Here is a 23,784-nt window from a genome sequence, read left to right as displayed (position 1 = left end):
GTTATGCTCACCCCCGAAACCTCCACCTTTTGGCCCAGTAGTCGGCAGCACTGGCGCGAGTGGCTGCTAGCCCACCACGCCCAGGAGCAGGCCGTGTGGCTGGTGTATCATAAAAAGCACACCGGCACCCCTAGCCTGAGCTGGAGTGAGGCCGTATCTGAGGCGCTCTGTTTTGGGTGGATAGACAGCCAGGCCAAGCCCATCGACGGTGATACCTACCGGCAGCTGTTCAGCCGGCGCAAGCCGCGCAGCGGTTGGTCGCGGGTAAATAAGGAGAAGATAAAGCAACTGCTGGCCGACGGCCTGATGATGCCCGCCGGCCTAGCGGCCATCGAAACGGCGCAACAAAACGGCTCGTGGGCGCTGCTCGACGAGGTCGATGCCCTGATGGTGCCGCCCGACCTGGCGCAGGCCCTGCAAGCCAGCCCGGCGGCCGACAGCTACTTTGCCAGCCTCAGCCGCACCGACCGGCGCAATATGCTGCAGTGGCTGGTGCTGGCCCGCCGCCCCGAAACCCGCCAGCGCCGCCTGGCTGAAATCGTGACCCTAGCCACGCAGCAACTAAAGCCAGTGCAGTTTCGGGGCAGGCAGAAGTAGTGCGCTGCGGCGGCTAGCTCACTTCCTGGCTCTGCCGCACCAGCGCTTTATAGTCAATTGGCTAGCAGTAGCTAACAGAATTTTTCTTTAGAAACACAGTCGTTTGGTAAACAATGTTTGTACATTAAATGTATGTACATGTGAAGCGCGACTAATCCCGCGCGCAACATCGTCTTACCCGGCTTATAGGCCACTACTGATTTTTCTCGTGAACATTCTGCACATCATTTCGAGCCCGCGCAAAGGGGCTTCGGCCAGCATTCAGCTCGCCAACGGTATTATCGACAAGCTGCAGGCTGCCTACCCCGGTAGCAGCGTGCAGGTGCACGACCTGGCCACCAACCCCTTTCCGCACCTGGAAGAAGCTAAGCTGCAATCATTTTTCACGCCGGCCGAAAGCCGCACGCCCGAACAGCAAGCAGCCGTGAAGCATTCTGACGATGCCATTCAGGAGGTTAAAGACGCCGATATTATTGTGATTGGCGCGCCGCTCTACAACTTCGGTATCCCCTCCACGCTCAAAGCCTGGGTTGACCACATTGCCCGTGCCGGCATCACCTTCCGCTATACCCCCGAGGGTCCGGAAGGTCTCATTAAGGGCAAGAAAGTGTACGTAGCCATGTCGAGCGGCGGCATCTATTCCGAGGGTCCTGGGGCTAGCAACGATTTCGTGGCACCCTACCTCCAATCAGTGCTAGCCTTCCTGGGTATGACCGACGTAACTGTGGTGCGCGCCGAAGGCCTGGCCTTCCCCGACCTGCAAGCCACTGCTGTGCAGAAAGCCCTGGATAGCGTAGAAATTGAGGCTGCAGAAGTTGCTGCGTAAAGTTATTTTCAGCAAAAAAGAAGCCCGGCGGACAAAGTGTCCGCCGGGCTTCTTTTTTGCCTGTGAGCGCTGCAAGGGCAAGGCCCGAAGGGCTAGCGCGACTTCGCATCGCGCCAGCTGAACTCGGGCTCGTAGCCCAGCACGCGGCGGGCTTTCTCGATAGAAAGCAGCGTTTCGTGCTGGCCCAGCGCCTTCTTTACCGGCACCTGGGGCAGGTAGTTTTTCATCAGCTCGGCCGATGATTTTGACATCACGGTGTCGGCGTTGGCGATGATAAACGGGTGCATGCCGGTGGCCTCCCACTCGATGGCCTTGCGGATGGCCTGCGAGCCGTCGCGGGCGTCGATGTAGGCCCACATGTTCCACTTGCGCTCTTCGGGGTCGTGGTCGTAGGCCGGAAACTTGGCGTAGTCCTGCGGCTCCATCACGTTGGAGAAGCGCAGGCCGACGAGCTTCATGGCGGGCGTTTGCAGCACAAACTGGCGGGCCATATCCTCCATCAGCACCTTGGCCAGGGCGTAGGCGCTTTTGGCACGCAGCGGGTAGTCTTCGTCTACGGGCGCGTAGGGCTCGCCGCCGTCGAAGGGCTCGCCCAGCGTGGTTTCGCTGCTAGCCCAGATAACGTTGTGGATGCCCAGCCGGCGCGCCGCCTCAAACACGTTATAAGTACCCATGATGTTGTTTTGAAACAGATGCGCATCGGGGTACTGGCGCGGCGTCGGGAAAGCCGCCAGGTGCACAATGGCATCGAAGGCATTGGTGCCTACACCGGCGTGGATTTCATGGCCTACCGAGGAAAACGCATCGAGCGTCTGGCCGAAGTCGCTCAAGTCGGCGATGATGCTCGGAATACCTTTTTCAGGCGCCACGGTGTCGATTACAAACACGTCGTAGCCGTGGGCTAGCAGGTCTTTTACGCAGGCTTTGCCGAGCTTGCCGGTGCCGCCGGTCACGGCTACGCGCTTTTTGGCGGGTTTTGAAGATTGAGTCATTCTAAGAAATGGAAAAGGAACAGCAGCCGAGCCACGTTGGGTACGGTGCCAGCTAGTACGGCTAAGTGAGCTTGGCCGCTGAGAAAAAACCACAAAAAAGCGCCGCTGTTCAGACTGGGAAACCTGAACAGCGGCGCTTTAAAGAGGCACCGGGCTAGCAATGGTTTACACCAGTTTATCGGGCGTAATGGGCAGCTCGCGCACGCGCTTACCGGTGGCGTTGAACACAGCATTGGCGATGGCCGGTGCCACGCCGATGGTCGCGATTTCGCCGATGCCCTTGGTGCCCAGCGCGTTCACGTGCAGGTCGGGCTGGTTCACGAAGGCCACTTCAATGGCCGGCGCGTCGGCGTGCACCGGCACGTGGTAGTCGGCAAAATCTTTGGTGATGTAGCGGCCAAAGCGGTCGTCGATGGCGGCGTGTTCCATCAGGGCCATGCCGATGCCGCCTACTGCGCCGCCTTTCATCTGGTTGGCCGCCGTTTTCTGGTTGATGATGGTGCCCGCGTCGGCGCACGATACGAGCTTGCTCACGCGCACCTCGCCGGTCAGCTCGTGCACCCGTACCTCGGCAAAATGCACCGAAAACGAATACATCGAGTACTGCTGGCCATCGTTGCCGGGCTTTGCCTCCACGACCACCGAGGCGGCGCCAGCCTGCTTCAGCAAGTCCTTGTAGGCCACACGGGTAGTCGCATTGCCAGTCAGCGTGAGGTAGCCATCGGCCAGCGTCACGTCTTCTTTCCTGGCCGAGGCAAAAGCCGGCTGGCTAGCCCCTGCCAGCTCGCGCAGCTTGTCTTTGAGCGCCAGGCAGGCTTCCTGCACGGCTGGCCCCACGCTGTTGACAGTAGAGGAGCCGCCCTGCGTGCCCGCCTGCGGGTAGTCGGAGTGGCCAAGCTCAAAGGTGATTTTCTGCGGCGGCAGCCCGAGCGTATCGGCCGCAATCTGGGTCATGGCCGTGCCCGTGCCGGGGCCAATGTCGGTAGTGGCGCACTGCATGAGCACCGTGCCATCGGGCCGCAACTGGGCGCTGGCATGCGCCGCGCCACGGTGGGCGCCAAATGTGCCCACGCCCATGCCGTAGCCTATCAGCCACTCGCCGTCGCGCAGCGAGCCCGGCTTCAGCTGGCGCTTGCTCCAGCCAATGCGGTCGGCGCCCAGCTTGTAGCACTCCTTCAGGAACTTGGTGCTCCAGGGGCGGTTTTTCTCGGGGTCGGTATCGGTGTAGTTGCGCAGGCGAAACTCCAGCGGGTCGAGGTTGAGCAGGTGGGCCATCTCGTCCATCGCCGACTCCAGGGCAAACGCGCCGGTGGCTTCGCCGGGGCCGCGCATCCAGATGGGCGAGTTCACATCGAGCGCCGCCAGGCGGTAGCGCGTGGTGAGGTTGGGCGACGCGTACATCATGCGCGTCTGGGCCAGGGTCGATTCGGTAAATTCTTCGAAGCTAGATGTTTGCCCGATGCTTTCGTGCGTGATGGCCGTGATTTTGCCATCGGCCGTGGCGCTCATGCCCACCTTCTGCCAGGTGTAGGGCCGGTAGCCCACCATCGTAAACATCTGCTCGCGGGTCAGCATCAGCTTCACCGGGCGGTTCACCACTTTGGCCGCGATGATGGCTGCCGACTCGTGCGGCCAGCTATGTAGGGCATTGCCAAAGGCCCCACCCACAAACGTGGCAATGACCTTCACATTCGCCTCCGGCAAGCCCCACTCCTTGGCAAAGTCGCGCCGCGTGGCTAGGGTGCCCTGGGTCTTGTCGTAGAGCGTCAGGCGGTCGGGCGCTTCCCAGTGCGCCGTAATGGCTTGCAGCTCCATGGGGTGGTGCACCTCGGTCGGAATCACGTATTCGCCCTCTATCTTGAGAGCCCCGGTTTTATACGCATCGGCCGTACCACGCTGGTAGTCAGCCATCGGCGACTTCGGGTTCTTCTTGGCTGAGGTAGGCAGGAACGCCTGCCCCGCGCTAGCCTCCAGGTTGGTCTGGTGCTTTTCCTGGGCGTACTGCGCCTTCACGAGCCGCGCCGCGTAGCGGGCGCGCTCAAAGGTATCGGCCACCACCACGGCAATGGGCTGGTCGTTGAACCGCACTTTATCGTCGTGAAAAACCTTCAGCGGCCCGCCCACCGTGGCCGGCTGCGACGGGTCTTTGCCCACCGTGTCGAAGCCCGGCACCTTGGGCGAGTTGAGGTGCGTAATCACGGCCAGCACGCCCGGCGCGCGCTCGGCCGCGCGGGTGTCCATGCTCGTGATGCGGCCCTTGGCAATGGTGCTGCCCACCAGCACGGCGTAGGTAATGCCCGGCAGCTGGTACTCGGCCGAGTAGGTAGCGGCGCCGGTTACTTTCAGGCGGCCATCCACCCGGCTCATCGAGCCCCCGATTTGCTTGTCTTGCGTTTTCATATCGGAAAGTCGGTTAGGCCGCGCTGGCTGTTTTGAGGGCCTGCACGAGCGCATTGGGGGCTAGCCGCAGCTTGTAGGCGTTGTATTTGAAAGCCTTGGCACCTTGCATGGCAACTTCGGCGGCACGCCGGAAGCTGGCCTCGGTGGCCGGCTGGCCCACCAGGGCCTGCTCGGCGGTGGTGAGGCGCCAGGGCTTGTGGGCCACCCCGCCGAGGGCTAGCCGCGCCGCTTTAATAGTATTGTTCTCAATGTCGAGCGCCGCGGCGGCGCTCACCAGCGCGAAGGCGTAGCTGGCCCGCTCGCGCACTTTTTGGTAGTGCACGTGCTTGGTAAAGGGCCCGTCGGGAATGTCCACGGCCGTGATGAGCTCGCCGGCTTCGAGGTTGGAATCGCGTTCCGGCGTGTCGCCCGGCAGGCGGTGAAAATCGCCAAACGGAATGCGGCGGTCGCCCTTCGGCCCGCTCACCAGCGCTGTGGCATCGAGCGCCACCAGGGCCACGCTCATATCGGAGGGATGCACGGCAATGCATTTATCGCTAGCCCCAAAAATGGCGTGCATGCGGTTGATACCCTCCAGCGCGGCGCATCCTGTCCCGGGCTCGCGCTTGTTGCAGGGCATGGTCAGGTCGTAGAAATACGTGCAGCGCGTGCGCTGCAGCATGTTGCCGCCCACGGTGGCCATGTTGCGCAGCTGCGGCGAGGCCCCGGCGCTCAGGGCCAGGGCTAGCAGCGGCTGTTTGGCGCGCACCTGCGCATCGTTGGCCACGGCCGAGTTCAGGGCCAGCGCGCCGATGCGCAGGCCGTTGTTCTGGGTTTCGATTTTATTGAGCGGCAGGCGGTTGATGTCTACCAGCTTTTGGGGCGTCATCACGCCGCGCTTCATCAAATCGACGAGGTTGGTGCCGCCGGCGATAAACTTGGCGGTGGGGTCTTTGGCTACCACATCGATAGCGGCCTGGGGCTTGGTAGCCCGCACATACTGAAACTGGTTCATACCTTCTGCCCTCCACCTTTAACTTCCTGAATGGCGGCCACAATATTGGCGTAGGCGCCGCAGCGGCAGATATTGCCGCTCATGTATTCCCGGATTTCGGTTTCCGAGCCGGCGTGGCCCTCGCGCACGCAGGCCACGGCGCTCATAATCTGGCCCGGCGTGCAGTAGCCGCACTGAAAGCCGTCGTGCTTCACGAAGGCTTCCTGCATGGGGTGCAGCTTGTCGCCGTCGGCTAGGCCCTCGATGGTCGTGATTTCCTGGCCATCGTGCATCACGGCAAAGCTCAGGCAGGAATTCACACGCTGGCCATCGACGTGCACCGTGCAGGCGCCGCACTGGCCATAGTCGCAGCCTTTCTTAGTGCCGGTGAGGTGCAGCTGCTCGCGCAAAAAGTCGAGCAGCGTAGCGCGCGGCTCTACCGATAGCTTGTGCTTCACGCCATTCACTTTCAGGCTGAGCGGGATTTTTTCGAAAGCAGCGGCCACGCGCTCGTCAAAGCCTTCGGCGGCCGCGGTTACGACCGGCGCGGGCACCAGGGCCAGGGCCGTGAGCAGCGACGATTGCTTGAGAAATGTGCGCCGGGCCTCGTCGTGGCCAGTGGGCGTGTCGGGTTCGGGATTCATAGCCATAAAAGACAGCGATAAAAAATGACAACTTGGTTAAAGACCCTGGCGTAGCCTGAAAGTTGCGGCGGGCCTTCGCTTACTACCCAAAGGTGGGCAGCCAATGCGCGCCACGTCCACGAAGTTCCGCTTCAGGTAGCTAAGGGCCAAGCTGAACCAGTGGGCGTAACTTTGTCTGCTATTCTACCGGCTACTTTTTATGAAACCGTTTCTGCTTGCTGCCACTGCGCTGCTTTTCACTGCCGCCGCGCCGGCTACCCGGCCGCTAGCCCCCCGCAGCCGCACGTTTCAGCTGTTGTGCCGTGCCACGGTGCCCGTGCCGGCCGCCGGCACCAAGGCGGTAGAGTTCTGGATGCCCGTGCCGCACAACGATAAGAGCCAGGATATTCAGGACCTGAGGATTGAGGCCGGCGCGCCCTATACCCTGGCCACCGACCAGTACGGCAACCAGATACTGCATATCAAGCCGGCTGCCGTGCCCACCGCGCCGCTGGTGGTGACGCTCACGGCCCGCGTAACGCGGCGCGAACACCTCAACCTGCGCGCCACCGACGACCACGCGCCCGCCGAAACCGAAGCCCGCGACCCCAACCTCAGCCGCTGGCTAGCCCCCGACCGCCTCGTGCCCCTCGATTTTAAAATCAAGGCCCAGGCCCAGGAAGTGGTGGACAAGGCCGGCGCCAAAACCGACTTGCAAAAGGCCCGCGCCATCTACGAGCACGTGGTGAGCACCGTCACCTACGACAAAACCGGCCAGGGCTGGGGCCGCGGCGACATCTACTACGCCTGCGATGCCCGCCGCGGCAACTGCACCGACTTTCACGCCATCGTCATCGGCTACTGCCGGGCGCTGGGTATTCCGGCGCGCTTCAGCATCGGGCTGCCGCTGCCTATTGAGCGCGGCAAAGGCGAAATAAAAGGCTACCACTGCTGGGCCGAGTTCTTTACCAAGCAAACCGGCTGGGTGCCCGTCGATGCCTCCGAGGCCGCCAAAAACCCCGATAAGCGCAACTACTTCTTTGGCGCGCACGACGAAAACCGCGTCGAGTTTAGCCGCGGCCGCGACCTCACCCTGACGCCTAAGCAGGCCGCCGCGCCGCTCAACTACTTCGTGTACCCCTACGCCGAGGCCGACGGCCAACCGGTCGAAGTAGCCCGCACTTACACGTTTGAGGACGTGGCTGGCAGGTAGCACGAAGCAGAAGCTTGGCGCGCGGCCCTAGCGAGCAGCCGGCACCGGACGCGCCTGGCGCTGGCTGCTCGCTACGCTCACGCACGAAGCAAACGCTGCGCGCTACTTGCCTTGCAGCTCCTGCACATCCTGGGGCGTGAGCTGCACTTCCATGGCTTTCAGCAATTCCTGCACCTGCTCGGGGCTGGTGCTGCTGGCAATGGGCGCCGTGATGCCGGGCGCCTGCATCAGCCAGGCCAGGGCCACCTGGGCCTGGTTTACGCCGTGGCGCTGGGCTACGGCGTCGAGCGCTTTCAGGAGCCGGAGGCCTTTGTCGTTCAGGTATTTATTGCCGACGCCGGCGCCGCGCGGGCTTTTTTGCAGGTCGGCCTCCTGGCGATACTTGCCGGTGAGGAAGCCTGCCGCCAGCCCGTAGTACGGAATGACGCCGATGCCGCTGGCCTGCACCAGCGGCAGGTCGTCGTGCTCAAAGGCTTCGCGGTCGTAGAGGTTATAGAGCGGCTGCAGGCTCTCGTAGCGCGGCAGGCCGTGGGTGTGGGCCGCGTCGAGGGCGGCCTGCAGGCGCTGGGGCGAGAAGTTGCTAGCCCCAATGGCGCGCACCTTGCCTTCCTTAATGAGTTGGGCGTAGGCTTCGAGCGGCTCGGTCACGGGCAGGCTCTCGTCGTCTTTGTGACTCTGATAGAGGTCGATGTAGTCGGTTTGCAGGCGCCGCAGCGAGCCTTCCACGGCGCGCATGATGTAGGCTTTTGAAAGGCCCTTGTTCTCGGCATTTACTTCCCAGCCCACCTTGGTGGCAATAACGACGTCGTCGCGCCGGCCGCGCTGCCGCAGCCACTTGCCGATAATGGTTTCCGACTCGCCGCCCACATGGCCGGGCACCCACACCGAGTAGCCGTCGGCCGTGTCGATGGCGTTGCCGCCACCCGCCACAAAGGCGTCGAGCACGGCAAAGGAAGTCTTTTCGTCGGCCGTCCAGCCAAATACATTGCCGCCCAGCACGAGCGGCGCGATATGCAGGCCCGAGTGGCCGAGTTCGCGTTTAGTTGCCATTTCTGTGGAAAATGAAGTGAGTAAGGGTGGCGCAGCTGGCTCGCCGCTGGCCGGGTGTATAACCCCGGAGGCGCGCGGGGGTTGCGGCTAGCCCCGCGCCTTAGGCTGTTTTGAGCACCACCAGCAAGCCCTGCAGCTCCTGATTGAGCAGGCGCACGGCCGATTGCAGCTCATTGAGCATGTTGGCGCGCACCGTGAGCTGGTCGGCCGAGTACTGGCCGCCGGGGCCGAACAGGAGCGACGCCAGCGCCTTGCCCTGCTTCGAGTTGGGCTGGTCGAGCTGGCCGTAGCGCTGCCAGCGCTGGCGGGTGTTGTGGATAATGCTCGTCTGGCCGCTGTTGCTGAACGCCGGGTTCGAGAGCATGTACCACACGCTGGGCGGAAACAGGTCGGTAGCCGGCTTCTCGGCCCACACCTCGCCTAGCAGATTGCGCGGGTGCTCAAACTCGACCGTATGGCCGTTTTGGCGCAGCGTGAGCAGGCTCAGTCCCGCCGCCAGCAGCCCGCCCCCAATACCGAAGGCATACTGCCCGGGCTTGTTCTCAATAACCGTGGTGCCAATGCCGCTAGCCGCCCCCACGCTGATGGAGAGTACGTTGAGGCGTTGGGTGCGCTGGTCGTCCAGCGCCTTGAGGTAATTGGCTACCTGGTCGGCCCGCTCGCCCTCGCAGTCGAGCTCGGCGGCCAGGCTAGCCACGGTGCTGCTCACCAAGGCCACTTGCCCGGCAATGAGCTGCTGCTGGCGCAGCGCGGCCAGGTCGGCCACCGGGCCGGGGTGCTGGCGGGCAGCTTCCTGCAAGGCCAGCAGCGTTTGCAGCGCCGGCAGCAAGCCTACCGCATTGGCGGTGAGCAGGCTGCGCCGCGGGTAGCGGGCTAGCAGTGCGGGCGAGAGCGCCGCCGCAAAATCGGCCTGCGGGGTAAAGGCTGGGTCGTAGCGGTAGGGTAGGGGCGGGTCGCAGTAGCCGGCGGCCACCGCCACGTGGCTAGGCGGGTGCGTAGCGCAGCCTGCCAGGGCTAGCAGCAGGGCCAGCAGGTAGCGTTTGGGCATAGGCTAGGCCTCATAAAACTCCAGCGGCAGGCCATCGGGGTCGAAGAAAAACGTGAAGCGCCGGCCCGTCAGCTCATCCACCCGGATGGGCTCGCAAGCCACGCCGTGGCCAGCCAAGTGCTGGGCGGCGGCCGCTACGTCGGCCACGGCAAAGGCCAGGTGGCGCAGGCCCGCCGCCTCGGGCCGGCTGGCGCGGGGCGGCGGACTCGGAAAGGAAAATAGCTCGACCAGGTACCGGCCATTCAGCGCCAGGTCGAGCTTGTAGGACTCGCGCTCGGCGCGGTAGGTTTCAGCCAGGATTTCCAGGCCGAGCACCTCGGTGTAAAACCGCTTTGAAACCGCGTAATCGGTGCTAATAATAGCGAGGTGATGCACCCCGAGCAGAGAAAGAGCCATGCGGCGAAAGTAGCGCGGACTTTGTAGTCCGCGAGTGAGTGCACGTGCTACTTGCGGACTAAAAGTCCGCGCTACTCCGCTACCCAGCGCACTTTGTCTTGCACCGGGCCGCGCTTGCCGGCCGAGCCGGGGGTGCGCACATAGCCCAGGTGAAAGAAGCCTAGCAGTTTATCACTCGACCCGAGGCCGAAGAAAGCCTTGGCTTCTTCGGTGTACGTGACGCCGCCGCTGCTCCAGAAGCCGCCCAGGCCGTAGGCGTGGGCCGAGAGCGCCAGGTTTTGCACGGCGCAGGCCACGGCTTCCACGTCTTCGATTTCGGGCAGGTCGTCGGAGCGGTGCAGGCCTAGCGCGATGACGTGCGAGCACTGCAAGGGGCTGGCCAGCAGCTTTTCGTGCTTGGCGGGGTTGAACTTGAAGCCGGCCGTTTGCTGGTATAAATCGGCCTGAAGGCGGGCTAGCCGCTGCAAGCCCGCGCCGCTGAACACCACGAAGCGCCACGGCTCGGTGCGCTTGTGGCTAGGGGCCCAGTTGGCGTTTTCGAGCAGTTGCCAGATGATGGCGTCGGGAATGACTTTGCTGGGCTCAAACTGCGGCACAAACACGCTGCGCCGGGTGCGGATAAGCTCGTTGAGCTGCTGGGGGTCGAAGGAAGAAGTCATGACTAACTAAACCGGAAAACTGGCTTAAAGGCTTGGCCGGGGTAGGGGTCGGCACGGCGAGATACTTCTAGTAAGACGAAAACAGCCTGCGTATGATGTAGCCTGCTGCCGCTGCCCGGCTGCAACCAGGCCGTGCAACGCTCGTCCTTCGGCGCAGCCGAAAACCAGCCTGGCGCGGCACCCTAGCGGAAGCGCCGGGCCGCTTGCTACTTTTGGCGACGCTGTTTCCGTTTTAGCTTTTTTCATGAAAAAACATTTCGTTGCCACGCTGCTCAGCGGCGCGGCACTGCTGCTGGCCGGCGCTGCCCAGGCCCAGCCGATGGCGCCGCCCACCGGTGCCCTGCCGCCCTACAACGCTCGGGCGCTGTTTAACCCCGACTACCTCAACCAGGTGGGGCCGGCCACGCGCACGGCCGGCGGCGCGCCGGGGGGCACCTACTGGCAGAATGCGGCCGACTACCAGATTGCGGCCAGCCTCGACGACAAGGCGGCCCGCGTGACTTCGAACGTCACCATCACCTACACCAACAACAGCCCCGACGCGCTGCCCTTTGTGTGGGTGTACCTCGACCAGAACCTGTACCGGGCCGACTCGCGCGGGTCGGCCACGACGCCGGTGGCGGGCAGCCGCTTCGGCAACGGCGCGCGCGGCTTTCAGGGCGGCGACTCGCTCCAGACCGTCAACATTGAGCTGCACGGCAAGAAAATGAAGGCCAACTACCGCGTGCAGGATACGCGGATGCAAATCATCTTGCCCGAGCCCATGAAGCCGCACGGCGACAAGCTCAAAATCAGCATCGCCTACGGCTTCAACATTCCCGAGTACGGCTCCGACCGGCTAGGCCGCCTGAAGACTCAGAACGGCGAAATATTTGAGGTGGCGCAGTGGTACCCGCGCATGGCCGTGTACGACGACGTGGAGGGCTGGAATACGCTGCCCTACATGACGGCCGAGTTTTACCTCGAATATGGCAACTTCGACTACACCGTGAACGTGCCCGCCAACTTTCTGGTGGGTGGCTCGGGCCAGCTCGTGAACCCCGCCGAGGTGCTCACGGCCGCCCAGCAGCAGCGGCTGGCCAAGGCCGCCGGCTCGGACCAGACCGTGATTGTGCGCGGCCCCGACGAGGTGACGCAGGCCAGTTCGCGCCCTGGCGGTAAAAATGGGCGCCTCACCTGGCACTTCAAGTGCCAGCAGGCGCGCGACGTAGCCTGGGCCGCGTCGTCGGCCTTCGTGTGGGATGCCGCCAAGATGAACCTGCCCAGCGGCCGGAAGTCGCTGGCCATGTCGCTCTACCCGGTGGAGGCCGCCCAGGATACCGCCTGGAGCCGCAGCACCGAGTACGTGAAAAAGAGCATCGAATTCAACTCCAAGCAGTGGTACGAGTACACCTATCCGGTGGCCACCAACGTAGCCGGTGTGGTGGGCGGCATGGAGTATCCGGGCATCGTATTCTGCGGCGCCAAGGCCCGCAAAGGTCAGCTCTGGAGCGTGACCGACCACGAATTTGGCCACAATTGGTTTCCGATGATAGTGGGCTCGAACGAGCGCAAGTACCCGTGGATGGACGAGGGCTTCAACACCTTTATCAACATCTTATCCACCAAAAACTTCAACAACGGCGAGTATAAGGCCATCGAGGACGTCGAAACCCGCACCACGCCCGGCATCGTGCGGGCGCTGCAAGACCCCAACATGGACACGCCCTACACCGTGCCCGACGTGACGCAGGCCCGCAACCTGGGCTTTGCGGCGTACTCCAAAACGGGCTTTGGCCTCTACCTGCTGCGCCAGGAGATACTCGGCCCCGAGCGCTTCGACTACGCTTTCCGCAGCTACATCCGGCGCTGGGCCTTTAAGCACCCCACGCCGCGCGACTTCTTCCGCACCATGAACAACGTGGCTGGCGAAGACCTGACGTGGTTCTACCATGAGTGGTTCTTCGAAAACTGGCAGCTCGACCAAGCTGTGAACTCGGTGGCCTATGTGAACCAGGACCCTGGCAAGGGCTCGCTCATCACCATCGAAAACAAGGGCCAGATGGCCATGCCCGTGACGGCCGAAATCACGGAGGCGAGCGGCAAGAAAACCACCGTGCACCTGCCCGTCGAAATCTGGCAGCGCGGCGGCACCTGGACCTTCCGGGCCAACACCACCGGGCCGCTCACGCAGGTAGTGCTGAACCCCACCAACCTGCTGCCCGATGCCAACCGCTTCAACAATACCTGGCGCGCCATGAAGCTACCGGAGTAAGGCTAGCCCATTCGCAGTAGCGCGAAGCTCCGGCTTCGTGCGCGAGCGCCAGCGAGCAGATTCGCTAGGGTCGTAGGGCCCCGTCTGCTCGCTGTGCTCGCGCACGAAGCCGGAGCTTCGCGCTACTGGTTGGGTAGCTGGCGGGCGCCGCCGGCCCTAGTCGCGGGTGCGCAGCACGCGGTAGCCGTGGGCGGGCACGGTGCGTGCCTTAGACTGGGCCAGCGTCAGCTGCTCGCCGCTGAACACGTCGAACAACCCCTTCTGCGGGTTGATGAGCGTCTTTTGGCCTGGCAGCACCAGCGGCTCGGGGGTGGCATTGACGAGGACGAGCACGGCCGAGCCGTTTTTCTCGCGCACGAAACCATACATCCCCTCGGGCGTGGCCAGGCGCTGAAACTGGCTGGCCGGGTCGCCGTTGCGCAGGGCCGGGTGGCGCTTTTTGAGCTGCAAGAGCTTGGTGTAGAAGTCTTGCAGCGGCAAGTCGGCCCAGTCGATGGTGTCGCGCTCAAAGAAGGCTAGCCGGCGGTTTAGCCCCGCCTCCTGGCCGCTATACAGCATGGGCATGCCCGGCAGCAGGGCCGTGAGCACCGCAAAGGGCAGGGCTAGGGGGCCTAGCCGCTCGTACTCGGTGCCGTCCCAGCTGTTCACGTCGTGGTTGCTGGTGAAGTGCATGAGGTACACGCTGGGCGGGTACTTGGCGCGCTCGGCGGCCAGGTACTCGTCGATATCGGCTAGAGTGTTCTTGCCCTCGGCAATGTGGTCGAGCAGGTAGTGCAGGCGCAGGCCAAACGTCATGTCAAACGCCCGCTCCAGCAGCTCGGTGTCGGAGTTGAATTCCTCCCACGTCAGGCCGCCCGAGGGGTACAGCTCATCCCACTCGGCCAGCATAAAGACCGGCTTGATGGCCTCCAGCGCGGGCCGGGCCTCGTCCCAGAAGTCGGTGGGCACCAGGCCGGCCACGTCGCAGCGGTAGCCGTCGATATCGGCCGCGCGCACCCAGTAGGCCAGGGCCTCGGTCATGTACTGGCGCAGCGCGCGGTTGGTGTAGTCAAGGGCTACCACGTCGGTCCAGTCGGCCACGGGCGGCACCAGTTGGCCCTGGGCATCGTGCTGGTACCAGTCGGGGTGCTCGCCGATGAGGGCATTGTCGCGGCTGGTGTGGTTGGCCACCCAGTCGAGTAGTACCTTGAGGCCCAGGCCGTGGGCCGTTTGCACAAGGTGCTGCAAGTCGGCTAGGGTGCCAAACTCCGGGTTCACCCCCATGTAGTCCTGCACCGCGTAGGGCGACCCTAGCGCGCCCTTGCGCCCGGTTTCGCCGATGGGGTGAATGGGCATTAGCCACACGATGACGACGCCCATCTTCGCCAGGCGCGGCAAGTGCGCCTCGAAGGCCCGAAAGGTGCCCTCGGGCGTGTAGTTGCGCACATTTACTTCGTAAATCGTGGCGTTGGCGGCCCACTCGGGGTGGCGCACCGTGAAGCGGGAGGCTAGCGGATGGTCGGACATAGGTAGTAGCGCGAGCTTTGTAGTTCGCGTCTTGAACGGGTTTTACCCGCACCAGGACGTGAACTACAAAGCTCGCGCTGCGGTCTACGGTTTTTTGGTGCTGAGCACGCGCCAGCCGTGGGCGGGCACCGTCACCCGCGGGTCTTCGACCGGCGAGCCCACGTCGGCGAAGGCGTCGGTCACGGTTTCGGCGGGGTGGGCGAGGGTCTGGGGCTGGGCACCGAGGTTCACGGCCACCCAGGTTTTGGCCTGGCCATCGCCGCTAGCCCGCTCAAAGACAAAGCAATCGGCAGGGGCCGGCAGGATGGTGAATCTGGCGCAGGCATCGCCATTGCGCAGCGCCGGGCTGTTCTGCTTGAGGTGCAGCAAGGCGGCGTAAAAGGCATTGAGCGGGTACCCATTCCACCGAATGGTATCCTTGTCGAAGAAGCGTAGTTTTCTGGTTGAAGCCGCTTCCTGCCCGCTGTAAACCAGCGGAATACCCGGCACCAGGGCCGTGAGCACGGCCAGCGCCTGGGCATTGGCCCCTAGCCGCACGCCCTCGGGGTTGTCCCAGCTATTGACATCGTGCGAGCTGGTGAAATTCATCAAGTACACGCCGGCCGGGTACATCCGGCGCTCGGCCGCGAAGTAGCCGGGCAGCGCCGCAACTGGCCGCTTGCCTTGGGCCACGCTGTCAAGCAAGTAATGCAGCCTGAGCGCGTAGGTGGCGTCGAAGGCTTTTTCGAGCAGGTGGGTATTCGGGGTAAACTCGCCTTTTTTGAGGAAGGGCGGGTCGTGCAGCTCGTCCCACTCCGCCAACATAAACACTGGTTTTATTTTCTCCAGCTCAGCGCGGGTGTTGTTCCAAAAATCGGTGGGCACTAGCCCGGCCACGTCGCAGCGGAAGCCATCAAAGCCTACGTCGCGCACCCAGTAGGCCATGCTTTGGGTCATGTACTGGCGCAGGCCGGGCTGGGCGTAGTCAAGGTCGATGACATCCTGCCAGTCGGCCACGGGCGGCTGAAAAGTGCCTTTGGCGCCCTTCGTAAACCAGTCGGGGTGCTGCTTGCTCAGCTCGCTGTCCCAGCTGGTGTGGTTGGCCACCCAATCGAGAATGACGTGCATACCCCGCTTATGCGCCTCATTTATAAGGTGCTGCAAATCAGCCAGGCTGCCAAATTCGGTATTTACGCCCCGGTAGTCGCGCACCGAGTACTGGCTGCCCAGCGTGCCCTTGCGCTTCACCTCGCCGATGGGCTGCACCGGCATCAGCCACAAGATGCTGACGCCCATTTTTTGCAGGCGCGGCAAGTGCTTCTCAAAGGCCTTAAAAGTCCCTTCGGGCGTGTACTGGCGCACATTCACCTGGTAGAGGCTGGCATTGGTGGCCCAGGCCGGGTGCTGAATGGTGAACGGCGCGGGTGGCCGGCACCCCGCCGGAATAGGGGCATTGGCCTGGCTAGCCGGGTCGGTAGGCGAGCAGGCGGCCAGCGCGAGCAGGCCCAGGCCAAAAAGCTTTCGCATCATAGAAGCATTGGAGGAGGGCCGGCAACTTACGTCAGCGCCGGGTTGCGCGCCTCGTACCACCGGCAGGCCGTGCCGTTTTCCACAAATTCATTGCCCGGCGCCAGCCCTATCTTCTCAAGAATATGGCACGAGGCGATATTCTCCACAGCGGCATAGGCGCAGATGCGGGGTAGCTTCAACCCCGCAAAGCCATGCCCTAGCCAGGCCTGCGCGGCCTCGTAGCCGTAGCCTTGGCCCCAATAGCTGGATAGGAAACGGTAGCCCAAGTCATAAAAATCGCGTTGCCCGTTCACCGGGCCAGCCACCAGTTTCAACCCGGCCCAGCCTATAAACTCACCGGTGGCGCGCAGGGTCACGGCCCAACGCCCGATGCCATTGGCCACGTACTGCGCTTGAATAAAGGCGATGGTGGCCAGGCTATCGGTGGGGCTAGCCGCCCGCGGACCGCCGATGCCGCCTAAGTAGCGGTGTACGGCCGGGTCGCTGTCGAGGGCAAACATGCCAGGGGCGTCATCGGCCTCTAGGGGGCGAAGCAGCAGGCGGTCGGTAGCGAAGGGCAGCATAGACGGAAAAATAAGCGGGCCGACAAAGTAAAAGCGGGTAGCCATAGTGCCACTGTGGCCACTGGTTCTGCGTATGCCCGGCGTTCCCTACTCGCTACTGGCCCACTATGGACACTGCTTCCTTTCGCCGCCTGGGGCTACCCGCCGCCCTGGCCTGGGCCACGTTTGGCACGATGGCCGCCCTGATACTAGGGGCTGGCCGGGCGCCGTTCGACAGCCCCGTGCTGCTGGCGCTGCACCGCCACGCTACCCCGGCGCTCGATGGGCTAGCCATCTTTTTCACTATTGTGGGCAATACCGGGCCGATGGTAGCGGCCGGCGTGCTCACGGCCGGCGTGCTGGCCTGGGCCGGCCACCGGCGCGAGGCCTGGCTGTTTGCGGCCGGCCTGGGAGGCTCGATGCTGCTCACGCAGGCCATCAAATATGCCGTGCAGCGGCCCCGGCCGGCGCTGTGGGTCAGCATCCGGCCCGAGCACACCTTCAGCTTCCCCAGCGGCCACGCTATGGACACGGCGGCGCTGGCTACGGCGCTGTTCTTTGTGCTGCCGCGCCACCGTCGCTGGTGGGCGCTAGCCCCGCTTTTTGCACTAAGTGTGGGTATGGCGCGCATGTACCTGGGCGTGCATTACCCCTCCGACGTGCTGGCCGGCTGGAGCAGCGCCGTGGGCTGGGTATTGGTGGTGCAGCTGGTGGCCGCTAGCCGCGCCAACCCGGCCGACGACAAGGAGCTGCGCGCTACAATTTCACGCTAAACTTGGCCCCGGTTTTCTCTAAATCCTGCACCACGGCATCGAGCAGCGGAATGCCTTCGATGAGCCGGTGCGCCGCCATCTGGCGCTCGGGGTCGCCGGGGATGAGCACCTGCTTGCCCTCCACGGCCTTGGCCTCGCGGAAGGTCGTTATCCACTTGTCCATGTGCTGCTTAAACTCGTCGGCGGGCCGGAAGGCATCGACCCGCATGGCCCCAAAGAAGTGCCCTAGCCCCTGGCCCACGGGGTCGGTGGGCGGCTGCAAAAACGCGACGAACGGCGGTACCCACGGCCCATAGTTGGCCCCGCTCAGCACGGCCGAAAAGATATCAACCACTGCCCCCAGGCCATAGCCCTTGTGCGAGCCCGTGGCACCCCCTAGCGGCTGCAGGGCGCCGCCGTTCTTCACGGCGTTGGCGTCGGTGCTGGGGTTGCCTGCGGCATCCTGCGCCCAGCCTTCGGGAATGGGCAGGTTTTTACGCTGCGCGATTTCGAGCTTGCCGTTGGCGGCCGTAGTGGTGGCCATGTCGAGCACAAAGTCGGGCTGCTCGCCGGCCGGCACGGCCACGGCGATAGGGTTGGTACCCAGTAGTCTATCGAGCGAGTAGGTGGGGGCCACCAGCGGCGAGGCATTGGTCATGGCGATGCCTATCATGTCCTGCGCCAGCCCCAGCATGGCGTGGTAGCCGGCAATGCCGAAGTGGTTGGAGTTCTTCACCGATACCCAGCCGGTACCCACCTGCGCGGCCTTTTGCATGGCAATGCGCATGGCCTTGGGGCCCACTACCAGGCCTAGCCCGCCGTCGCCATCTACTACAGCGGTGCTGGGTGTTTCGTGCGTGATGCCCACCCGCGGGCGGGCGTTGATGCGGCCCGCTTCCCAGAGGCGCACGTAGCCCGAGAGCCGCGCCACCCCGTGCGAATCGACGCCCCGCAAATCGGCCGAGAGCAGGGTTTCGGTGGCTAGGGTAGCGTCGGCCTCGGAGCAGCCGAGGGCCAGAAACACCCGCTCGGCGAAGGTGAACAGCTGTTGGTAGGAGAAGGTAGACATGGCAGAAAAGGCTGGCCCGCACGAGCAAAGGGCCCGGCGGCTTAGCCCCTGCAAACCTACTGCCCGGCAAGGGCCGACGCGGAGTAGTAAATGCTGGCGAAATTATACTTGCTGCTAGTCAAGGGTTTATGATTTATAAACTAATTTTATAGTTATAAACTAAATAATTAGTCAAAAAATATCGTACCTAGCGTCAAGTTAGCCGGGTGGCTGATGCTAACCGGCATTTATGAAGCCGCAACTAGCTGGCTGATGGGCTACTGAGTGCCGCACTACCAAGCGCCGCTCAGGTAGCCCCGAAGCCCCTTTTGTGCTGGCCAGCCAAGCCGCTAGGGTAAGGCCAGCCGGCCCGACCAACTACCTACTGCCGCTGCTGCCAAACTGCCAATCAACTAAGCTATCATTCAATACCTTATGCAACCTCCCTTTCCTGAGCTAACCCGCGCCGAGGAGCAGGTAATGCAACTGCTCTGGCAGCTAGGCCCCAGTTACGTCAAAGACCTGCGCGAGGCGCTGCCCGCACCCTTGCCGGCCCTTACTACGGTGAGCACCATCGTGCGCATTCTGGAGCAAAAAGGCTTTGTGGGCTACGAGCCGGTGGGGCGCGGCTACCGCTACCACGCCCTGGTGGCGCAAGACGACTACCGGCGCTTTTCGCTGCGCAAGCTGCTGCGCGGCTACTTCGGCGGCTCATTCAGCCAGCTGGTATCCTTCTTTGCCCAGGATGAAAACCTCGATGCGGCTCAGCTCGATGCCCTTCTGCGCCAGGCCCAGGACGACGGGGCTGCCCCCGACTCGCCCGCCGAAAACCAGCCCCCAGCCTAAGCCCGCCACGCTATGCTACGCCTTCTGCTATTCTGCCTGCTGCTGGCCCTAGCTGCGGCCTGCACCAGCACCCACTTAACTACCGGGCGTACCGACCACCAGGGCGACCGCCAAGGGCGCTACCGTACGTACTATGATGACGCTCACACGCAGCTTTTTATGCGGGGCCGCTACCGGCACGGGCAGCCGGTGGGGCGCTGGCGCTACTACGCGCAGGCCGGCGAACTGCAGCATAAGGAGCGCTACCGCCGCCATGGCCTCAGCGACATCACCTACTACTACCCTAGCGGCCGGGTAGCAAAACAGGGCCACGCGCGCCTGGCCGACGAGCCCGACGGCCTGCACTTCTACTGGTTCGGCGACTGGAACTACTACTCGCCCGCCGGGGCGCTCGACAGCGTGCAAGTCTATACCCTGGGCAAGCGCACCAACACCCGCCACCTAGCTGCTCGCCAAATGCCTCTGGCTAAGTAACTGCTTAGTTAATATATAATTACTTTCTGCGCTATGGATACTTCCTTTCTGATGGGTTGGCTAGTGGGTACCCTGCTGCCGCTGGGGGTTATTTGGCTGCTGTTTCGACTGGTGCTGCGCCGCGAGCGCTGCTTTGACTACAACCGTGGCCTGCTGCTACTGGCGCCGGTAGTGGCGCTGGTGCTGCCGCTGCTGCCGCGGCCCGACGTGGCCAGTTGGCTAGCCCCCCATGCATCACGAATACTAGTGGAGCAACTAGTGGCCCGGCCGACCGTGCCGCTCGCCGCCGTGCCAGCCGCCAGCTGGCAGCCCGGCCCGTGGCTGGTCGGCCTGTATTTGCTAGGCGTGCTGGTGGCGCTGGGCTGCCTGGCCTACCGCTACGGGCAGCTGCGGCGCGCCACCCGGCACCTACCCCGCGAGCGCCGGCCCGGCTATGTGCTGGCCTACACCGGCGGCCGCTTGCCCACCAGCTCCTTTGGCCACACCATTTTTTGGGATGACACGGCCGACCTCACGCCCGCCGAGGCCACGTCGGTGCTGGCCCACGAGCTGGGGCACGTGCGCCAGGGCCACAGCGCGGAGGTGCTGTGGCTCGAAATCTGGCGGGCGCTGCTCTGGTTCAATCCCTTCGCCCACCTGCTGCTGCCCGCGCTGCGCCTCACCCACGAGCTGCTGGCCGACTGGCAGGCCCTGCTGCAAGTGGCTAGCCCCGCCGATGCGCTGGCCCCCGCGCCCTACCCGTCGCTGCTGGCGCGGCTAGCTGCGCGCCGCGTGGTGGGCTATTCTTCTTTGGTACAGTCGTTTGCCTTTTCCTTCACCTTAACCCGTATCACCATGTTACAGAATGAGAAGCCCGTGCGCCGCTGGAAGAAGTGGCTAGCCTTGCCCGTGCTGGGCAGCGTGTTTTTAGCATCGGCCTGCCAGTCGAACAACGACCAGCCCACACCGGGCAACGCCAAAAAAGTGGCCAATCAGGCAGTGGCACCTCCGCCGCCACCGCCACCCACGCTCACTACGGTGCCCGTATCAGCAGTGGACGCCGCTGGCAAAGTCTACACGTATGTGGACCAGATGCCCCAATTGCCTGATAATCCTGGCATAATGCCCATCGTGGAGCAGATTCAAGCCAATTTAACGTATCCGGCCGGCGTGCATCAGCAGGGTCGAGTTTTTGTCAGCTTCACTGTGCAGGCCGATGGCAGCGTGGGCGACACCAAAGTCATCAAAAGCCTCGGCCCGGCCTACGACGAGGCCGTGGTAGCCGCTATCCGCAAGCTGCCGCGCTTTGTGCCCGGTAAGCAGGACGGCCAAGCCGTAGCCGTGAGCTTCACGGTGCCCGTTACGTTTCAAGAGCAGCCCTAGCCGCGGCCCAGCAGCTCGGCCAGCAGCCCCTCCTTGAGAGCGTAGGCCGAGGTGATAATCTGGGTTAAGCCGTAGGTAGTCAGCACATATTTCACAATAACGCTGGCTACTACCAGCATATCGGCGCGCATTGGGAACATGCCCGGCAGCGCCACCCGCCCGTCGTGGTCGAGGGTAAGGAGCTGGGCAAATTGCTGCTCAAAATCGGCCACCGCCAGCGGCGTGCTGGGCGGCAGGTCGGCCTCGCGGCGCACCTGGCCCACGCGCATATCGGCCAGGGTGTCGAAGCTGCCCGAGCTGCCCACCAGGCCGGCCAGCGGGCCGTGCTCGGTCACGGCGGCCGTGAGCGGGGCTAGCTTTTCGGCTAGGTATTCGAGCTCGGCGCGTAGCTGCGCGGGCGGAAACACGCCGCTAGGGTCCGGAAAAAACTTGTCGAGCAAACGCTGGGCGCCGATTTCGAAGCTGTGCTTCCAGAAAATGGTGTCTTCGTTGGCAATGATGAACTCGACCGAGCCGCCGCCTATATCCATCAGCAGGTGCTTTTGCGGCCCTAGCGGCACGGCCTGCCGAATACCCCTGGCGATGAGCTCGGCCTCGCGGTAGCCCGGAATTACTTCTACCTGAATGCCGGTGCTGTCCATGATATCGCGCACCAAATCGGGGCCGTTGCGCGACACGCGCATGGCGCTGGTGGCCGTGGCGCGCACCTCCGTCACGGCGTGCAGCTCTATTTCTTCCTTGAAGCCGCGCACCGTTTGCAGGGCGCGGGCGTAGGGCAGGGGCGCAATCTCGCCCTTGCTGATGCCGCCTTCGCCGAGGCGCACGCCCACCTTGGTGCGCACCAGTACGTGGGGCGGCTGGCCGGGCCGGTCTTCCACTATCAGCAGGTGGAAGGTGTTGGTACCCATATCGATAAGGGCTAGCCGGCGGTGGTGTACGGGGGCGTGCATGAGGATTTAGTGCTAGAAAGCAGTCAGTAAAATCGGCTGTCATTGCGAGCCTGCGAAGCAATCTGTCCTTGCCGCTAGGGCCGCTAATCCAACAATGCGAACGAAAAGGAAAGATTGCTTCGCAGGCTCGCAATGACAGACGGGCCAGGAGGAGGTAAGTAGGTTAAGTGGCAAAGCGGCAGAACGTGCCGAGCGGCAATTTCCGCTGGCTGGCGTCGTGCAGGTATATCTCGCCGAGCTCGCGCACCGCCTTTTTGCCGGGGAAAATAGCCTGGGTCAGGTTGTCGAGAATCAAAGCTGAAAAGCCCAGCGAATACAGATTCACCACGAAGAAGTGGTCCTCCGGGTCGAGCAGCTGCTGGCTGAGCTTAAGCAATTCGTTGAGCTCATCTTCAAGCTGCCACTTTTCGCCGTTGGGGCCGCGGCCGTAGGCGGGCGGGTCCAGGATGAGGCCCTGGTACTTGCTGCCGCGCTTCACCTCGCGGCGCACGTATTTCATGGCGTCTTCCACGAGCCAGCGCACGCCATCGAGGCCGCTAGCCTCCATATTGTCGCGGGCCCAGAAGTTGACCTGCTTCACCGAGTCGAGGTGCGTTACGTCGGCGCCGGCGGCGCGGGCCGCCAGGGTCGCCGCGCCGGTGTAGGCAAACAGGTTGAGCACGCGTGGCAGCTTGGCGCGGCGCGCGTTGGTCTGGTTATAAATGAATTGCCAATTCGGGTCTTGCTCCGGAAACAAGCCTACGTGCTTGAACGACGACAGCCCGAGCCGGAACTTCAGCCGCAGGCCGCCGGGCCGCTCGTAGGCGATAACCCACTGCTCGGGCATGCCTTTTTTGAGGCTCCACTGGCCTTTTTCGGTGCTGCCGGGGGCACGGGCAAACGTGGCGTCGGCCTTGTGCCACTCGCTGGCGGGCAGGGCCATATCCCAGATGGCCTGCGGCTCGGGGCGGGCTAGCATGTACTTGCCAAAGCGCTCCAGCTTCTGAAAATTGCCGGAGTCAAGCAGCTCATAGTCGGGCCAGGGAGAGGTAGTCAGGAAGTCGTACACGAGCAAGAAAGCGGGGTTAGCGGGCGCGCTGCCCGTGCTAAGACCGGCAAAGGTCGGGCTAGCAATGGAAAGATGCAGATTATTTCACTCTTTTTAAACCAGCACGGTTGGATTGCGTACATACAGGTAGACCTGCGGCTTATTTATTAAGCCTTTGATTACTAAATACTTAATCTAAAACTCATCTTATGCCCGCCACCCAAGAAAAGCTCGCCAAGCCCACGCTGCTACACACGCCTTCGGACCTCGACGAGCAAGGCCGCGCCAAACTCAGCGATAGCCTGAACCTGCTAGTATCGGACCTGTTTGCGCTCTACCTCAAGACGAAGAATTACCACTGGCACATGAGCGGCCGTCACTTCCGCGACTACCACCTGCTGCTGGACGAGCAGGCCGACCAGATTTTTGCTATCACCGACGAGGTGGCTGAGCGCGTGCGCAAATTGGGCTACCCCACCATTCACTCGATTGGGGAAATCAGCCGCAAGCAGCGCGTAAAAGACAACGACGACGTATTTGAGAATCCGCTCGATATGCTCATCGACCTGCAAAACGAGAACCGTGAGCTGGTAAAAAATATGCGTGAAACGCACGAAATCGCCGACGACATCAAGGACGTGGCTACCGCCAGCCTGCTCGAAGTGTATATCGACCAGGCCGAGCGTCGCGCCTGGTTCCTCTTCGAGGCTAGCCGCGAGGTAAACTAAGCTGCTAGT

Annotated in this window: 23 protein-coding genes; 9 read left to right on the top strand and 14 right to left on the bottom strand. The window is 63.2% G+C overall.

Annotated features, from left to right (window positions below):
- Positions 1–3 precede the first annotated feature (3 nt).
- Together J4D99_RS04225 and J4D99_RS04220 are read left to right on the top strand one after the other, a co-directional pair.
- Positions 4–597, top strand: coding sequence for a YdeI/OmpD-associated family protein (locus tag J4D99_RS04225; RefSeq protein ID WP_208130459.1), 594 nt, complete (start codon positions 4–6; stop codon positions 595–597).
- A gap of 208 nt (positions 598–805) precedes the next feature.
- Positions 806–1,423, top strand: a complete 618-nt coding sequence (locus J4D99_RS04220) for an NAD(P)H-dependent oxidoreductase (RefSeq protein ID WP_208130458.1) — start codon at positions 806–808, stop codon at positions 1,421–1,423.
- Positions 1,424–1,515: 92 nt separating this feature from the next.
- On the opposite strand, the gene J4D99_RS04215 is transcribed toward J4D99_RS04220, so the two are convergent.
- The 4 genes from J4D99_RS04215 to J4D99_RS04200 form a co-directional block, all read right to left on the bottom strand.
- Positions 1,516–2,415 carry an NAD-dependent epimerase/dehydratase family protein gene (locus tag J4D99_RS04215; RefSeq protein WP_208130457.1) on the bottom strand — a complete coding sequence of 300 codons (900 nt, stop codon included), beginning with the start codon at positions 2,413–2,415 and terminating at the stop codon, positions 1,516–1,518.
- A gap of 165 nt (positions 2,416–2,580) precedes the next feature.
- A complete protein-coding gene (locus tag J4D99_RS04210; protein WP_208130456.1) occupies positions 2,581–4,815 on the bottom strand; it encodes a xanthine dehydrogenase family protein molybdopterin-binding subunit in 2,235 nt (744 codons plus the stop codon).
- Positions 4,816–4,828: 13 nt separating this feature from the next.
- A complete protein-coding gene (locus J4D99_RS04205; protein ID WP_208130455.1) occupies positions 4,829–5,809 on the bottom strand; it encodes an FAD binding domain-containing protein in 981 nt (326 codons plus the stop codon).
- Complete coding sequence (locus J4D99_RS04200; protein WP_208130454.1) at positions 5,806–6,432, bottom strand: (2Fe-2S)-binding protein; 627 nt, start codon at positions 6,430–6,432, stop codon at positions 5,806–5,808. Before J4D99_RS04200 ends, J4D99_RS04205 begins: the two co-directional genes overlap by 4 nt.
- Before the next feature lie 199 nt (positions 6,433–6,631).
- Between J4D99_RS04200 and J4D99_RS04195 the strand changes: the two genes are divergently transcribed.
- Positions 6,632–7,624 (top strand): transglutaminase-like domain-containing protein, encoded by a 993-nt coding sequence (locus J4D99_RS04195; protein ID WP_208130453.1) that lies wholly within the window; start codon positions 6,632–6,634, stop codon positions 7,622–7,624.
- 102 nt (positions 7,625–7,726) lie between these two features.
- Here J4D99_RS04195 and J4D99_RS04190 read toward each other — a convergent pair whose 3' ends face one another.
- From J4D99_RS04190 to J4D99_RS04175, 4 genes are all read right to left on the bottom strand, one after another.
- A complete protein-coding gene (locus tag J4D99_RS04190) occupies positions 7,727–8,674 on the bottom strand; it encodes an aldo/keto reductase (RefSeq protein ID WP_208130452.1) in 948 nt (315 codons plus the stop codon).
- A gap of 100 nt (positions 8,675–8,774) precedes the next feature.
- Positions 8,775–9,722 carry a hypothetical protein gene (locus tag J4D99_RS04185; RefSeq protein WP_208130451.1) on the bottom strand — a complete coding sequence of 316 codons (948 nt, stop codon included), beginning with the start codon at positions 9,720–9,722 and terminating at the stop codon, positions 8,775–8,777.
- A gap of 3 nt (positions 9,723–9,725) precedes the next feature.
- A complete protein-coding gene (locus J4D99_RS04180; RefSeq protein ID WP_208130450.1) occupies positions 9,726–10,118 on the bottom strand; it encodes a VOC family protein in 393 nt (130 codons plus the stop codon).
- A gap of 71 nt (positions 10,119–10,189) precedes the next feature.
- Positions 10,190–10,777, bottom strand: a complete 588-nt coding sequence (locus tag J4D99_RS04175; protein WP_208130449.1) for a nitroreductase family protein — start codon at positions 10,775–10,777, stop codon at positions 10,190–10,192.
- A gap of 244 nt (positions 10,778–11,021) precedes the next feature.
- Between J4D99_RS04175 and J4D99_RS04170 the strand changes: the two genes are divergently transcribed.
- Entirely contained in the window at positions 11,022–13,031 is a 2,010-nt protein-coding gene (locus tag J4D99_RS04170) for a M1 family metallopeptidase (RefSeq protein ID WP_236018518.1), read from the top strand.
- Between the two features lie 156 nt (positions 13,032–13,187).
- On the opposite strand, the gene J4D99_RS04165 is transcribed toward J4D99_RS04170, so the two are convergent.
- The 3 genes from J4D99_RS04165 to J4D99_RS04155 form a co-directional block, all read right to left on the bottom strand.
- Positions 13,188–14,537, bottom strand: a complete 1,350-nt coding sequence (locus J4D99_RS04165; RefSeq protein WP_208130448.1) for an alpha-amylase family glycosyl hydrolase — start codon at positions 14,535–14,537, stop codon at positions 13,188–13,190.
- Positions 14,538–14,621: 84 nt separating this feature from the next.
- Positions 14,622–16,046, bottom strand: coding sequence for an alpha-amylase family glycosyl hydrolase (locus tag J4D99_RS04160; protein WP_208130447.1), 1,425 nt, complete (start codon positions 16,044–16,046; stop codon positions 14,622–14,624).
- 26 nt (positions 16,047–16,072) lie between these two features.
- A complete protein-coding gene (locus J4D99_RS04155) occupies positions 16,073–16,609 on the bottom strand; it encodes a GNAT family N-acetyltransferase (protein ID WP_208130446.1) in 537 nt (178 codons plus the stop codon).
- A 107-nt stretch (positions 16,610–16,716) separates the two neighbouring features.
- Between J4D99_RS04155 and J4D99_RS04150 the strand changes: the two genes are divergently transcribed.
- Positions 16,717–17,361 (top strand): phosphatase PAP2 family protein, encoded by a 645-nt coding sequence (locus J4D99_RS04150; protein ID WP_208130445.1) that lies wholly within the window; start codon positions 16,717–16,719, stop codon positions 17,359–17,361.
- On the opposite strand, the gene J4D99_RS04145 is transcribed toward J4D99_RS04150, so the two are convergent.
- Positions 17,345–18,409 carry an Ldh family oxidoreductase gene (locus J4D99_RS04145; protein WP_208130444.1) on the bottom strand — a complete coding sequence of 355 codons (1,065 nt, stop codon included), beginning with the start codon at positions 18,407–18,409 and terminating at the stop codon, positions 17,345–17,347. The genes J4D99_RS04150 and J4D99_RS04145 overlap by 17 nt on opposite strands.
- 414 nt (positions 18,410–18,823) lie before the next feature.
- Here J4D99_RS04145 and J4D99_RS04140 point away from each other — a divergent pair, with 414 nt between their 5' ends.
- The 3 genes from J4D99_RS04140 to J4D99_RS04130 are packed head-to-tail and all read left to right on the top strand — an operon-like array spanning position 18,824 to position 21,070.
- A complete protein-coding gene (locus J4D99_RS04140) occupies positions 18,824–19,234 on the top strand; it encodes a BlaI/MecI/CopY family transcriptional regulator (protein ID WP_208130443.1) in 411 nt (136 codons plus the stop codon).
- Between the two features lie 12 nt (positions 19,235–19,246).
- Positions 19,247–19,708: a toxin-antitoxin system YwqK family antitoxin gene (locus J4D99_RS04135; RefSeq protein ID WP_208130442.1), complete on the top strand. Its 462-nt coding sequence runs from the start codon at positions 19,247–19,249 to the stop codon at positions 19,706–19,708.
- A gap of 33 nt (positions 19,709–19,741) precedes the next feature.
- Positions 19,742–21,070: a M56 family metallopeptidase gene (locus tag J4D99_RS04130; RefSeq protein WP_208130441.1), complete on the top strand. Its 1,329-nt coding sequence runs from the start codon at positions 19,742–19,744 to the stop codon at positions 21,068–21,070.
- On the opposite strand, the gene J4D99_RS04125 is transcribed toward J4D99_RS04130, so the two are convergent.
- Together J4D99_RS04125 and J4D99_RS04120 are read right to left on the bottom strand one after the other, a co-directional pair.
- Positions 21,067–22,020 carry a Ppx/GppA phosphatase family protein gene (locus tag J4D99_RS04125; RefSeq protein WP_208130440.1) on the bottom strand — a complete coding sequence of 318 codons (954 nt, stop codon included), beginning with the start codon at positions 22,018–22,020 and terminating at the stop codon, positions 21,067–21,069. The genes J4D99_RS04130 and J4D99_RS04125 overlap by 4 nt on opposite strands.
- Positions 22,021–22,183: 163 nt before the next feature.
- On the bottom strand, positions 22,184–23,068 hold the full coding sequence (locus J4D99_RS04120; protein WP_208130439.1) for a class I SAM-dependent methyltransferase: 885 nt from the start codon (positions 23,066–23,068) through the stop codon (positions 22,184–22,186).
- Between the two features lie 188 nt (positions 23,069–23,256).
- Between J4D99_RS04120 and J4D99_RS04115 the strand changes: the two genes are divergently transcribed.
- A complete protein-coding gene (locus tag J4D99_RS04115; RefSeq protein ID WP_208130438.1) occupies positions 23,257–23,775 on the top strand; it encodes a Dps family protein in 519 nt (172 codons plus the stop codon).
- Positions 23,776–23,784: the final 9 nt, after the last annotated feature.

It is taken from the genome of Hymenobacter sp. BT559, assembly GCF_017571525.1.
GTDB classification, from domain to species: Bacteria; Bacteroidota; Bacteroidia; order Cytophagales; family Hymenobacteraceae; genus Hymenobacter; species Hymenobacter ginsengisoli.
Note: the sequence above shows the minus strand (reverse complement) of the source record. Positions and strands in the feature narration are given on the sequence as shown.

Excerpts from the sequence above, each read along its gene's own strand:
- J4D99_RS04225 (WP_208130459.1), top strand. The coding sequence starts at position 4 with ATGCTCACCCCCGAAACCTCCACCTTTTGGCCCAGTAGTCGGCAGCAC.
- J4D99_RS04215 (WP_208130457.1), bottom strand. The coding sequence starts at position 2,415 with ATGACTCAATCTTCAAAACCCGCCAAAAAGCGCGTAGCCGTGACCGGC.
- J4D99_RS04210 (WP_208130456.1), bottom strand. The coding sequence starts at position 4,815 with ATGAAAACGCAAGACAAGCAAATCGGGGGCTCGATGAGCCGGGTGGAT.
- J4D99_RS04205 (WP_208130455.1), bottom strand. The coding sequence starts at position 5,809 with ATGAACCAGTTTCAGTATGTGCGGGCTACCAAGCCCCAGGCCGCTATC.
- J4D99_RS04200 (WP_208130454.1), bottom strand. The coding sequence starts at position 6,432 with ATGAATCCCGAACCCGACACGCCCACTGGCCACGACGAGGCCCGGCGC.
- J4D99_RS04195 (WP_208130453.1), top strand. The coding sequence starts at position 6,632 with ATGAAACCGTTTCTGCTTGCTGCCACTGCGCTGCTTTTCACTGCCGCC.
- J4D99_RS04190 (WP_208130452.1), bottom strand. The coding sequence starts at position 8,674 with ATGGCAACTAAACGCGAACTCGGCCACTCGGGCCTGCATATCGCGCCG.
- J4D99_RS04185 (WP_208130451.1), bottom strand. The coding sequence starts at position 9,722 with ATGCCCAAACGCTACCTGCTGGCCCTGCTGCTAGCCCTGGCAGGCTGC.
- J4D99_RS04180 (WP_208130450.1), bottom strand. The coding sequence starts at position 10,118 with ATGGCTCTTTCTCTGCTCGGGGTGCATCACCTCGCTATTATTAGCACC.
- J4D99_RS04175 (WP_208130449.1), bottom strand. The coding sequence starts at position 10,777 with ATGACTTCTTCCTTCGACCCCCAGCAGCTCAACGAGCTTATCCGCACC.
- J4D99_RS04170 (WP_236018518.1), top strand. The coding sequence starts at position 11,022 with ATGAAAAAACATTTCGTTGCCACGCTGCTCAGCGGCGCGGCACTGCTG.
- J4D99_RS04165 (WP_208130448.1), bottom strand. The coding sequence starts at position 14,537 with ATGTCCGACCATCCGCTAGCCTCCCGCTTCACGGTGCGCCACCCCGAG.
- J4D99_RS04160 (WP_208130447.1), bottom strand. The coding sequence starts at position 16,046 with ATGATGCGAAAGCTTTTTGGCCTGGGCCTGCTCGCGCTGGCCGCCTGC.
- J4D99_RS04155 (WP_208130446.1), bottom strand. The coding sequence starts at position 16,609 with ATGCTGCCCTTCGCTACCGACCGCCTGCTGCTTCGCCCCCTAGAGGCC.
- J4D99_RS04150 (WP_208130445.1), top strand. The coding sequence starts at position 16,717 with ATGGACACTGCTTCCTTTCGCCGCCTGGGGCTACCCGCCGCCCTGGCC.
- J4D99_RS04145 (WP_208130444.1), bottom strand. The coding sequence starts at position 18,409 with ATGTCTACCTTCTCCTACCAACAGCTGTTCACCTTCGCCGAGCGGGTG.
- J4D99_RS04140 (WP_208130443.1), top strand. The coding sequence starts at position 18,824 with ATGCAACCTCCCTTTCCTGAGCTAACCCGCGCCGAGGAGCAGGTAATG.
- J4D99_RS04135 (WP_208130442.1), top strand. The coding sequence starts at position 19,247 with ATGCTACGCCTTCTGCTATTCTGCCTGCTGCTGGCCCTAGCTGCGGCC.
- J4D99_RS04130 (WP_208130441.1), top strand. The coding sequence starts at position 19,742 with ATGGATACTTCCTTTCTGATGGGTTGGCTAGTGGGTACCCTGCTGCCG.
- J4D99_RS04125 (WP_208130440.1), bottom strand. The coding sequence starts at position 22,020 with ATGCACGCCCCCGTACACCACCGCCGGCTAGCCCTTATCGATATGGGT.
- J4D99_RS04115 (WP_208130438.1), top strand. The coding sequence starts at position 23,257 with ATGCCCGCCACCCAAGAAAAGCTCGCCAAGCCCACGCTGCTACACACG.